The following is a 408-nucleotide window of genomic DNA, read 5'->3' as shown; positions in this document are numbered from 1 at the left end:
TCCTGAGAGTGAGTGTGTGATGTTCGGTCGGTTGGGTCAGGCGTGGTCGGGGTTTGCTGAGCGGCGTCCGGGGGCGGCGCAGTTCGTGGTGTTCTTCGTGTTGAGCAATGGTGTGACGGTGCTGCAGCTGGCGTTGATGCCGGCGTTCAAGGCGGCGTTCGGGATGACGGGGTTGGTGGACACGAGCTTTCAGGTGTGGGCGGTGGGGTCGAATCCTGATGGTTCGCCGTTCTTCGTGTTCGACTACGCGGCGGGGGCTCTGCCTGAGGGTGGGGGCGGGTTGGCGTACTTCTTGGCGGTGCAGGTGACGTTGTTGATCGCGCAGGTGATCAACTTCTTCGCCCAGCGCAACGTGACGTTCAGGTCGAACACCTCGATCTGGCGGGCGGCGTTCTGGTACGTGGTGGC

The 408-nt window shown here is 63.2% G+C and carries 1 pseudogene; it reads left to right on the top strand.

Annotated elements, in window-relative coordinates:
• Positions 1-19: 19 nt before the first annotated feature.
• Positions 20-408, top strand: a pseudogene (locus IE95_RS0118330) (hypothetical protein); the annotation flags it as partial.

This window comes from Oerskovia turbata (assembly GCF_000718325.1).
GTDB lineage: Bacteria > Actinomycetota > Actinomycetes > Actinomycetales > Cellulomonadaceae > Oerskovia > Oerskovia turbata.
This window is presented reverse-complemented; position numbering and strand designations above follow the sequence as displayed.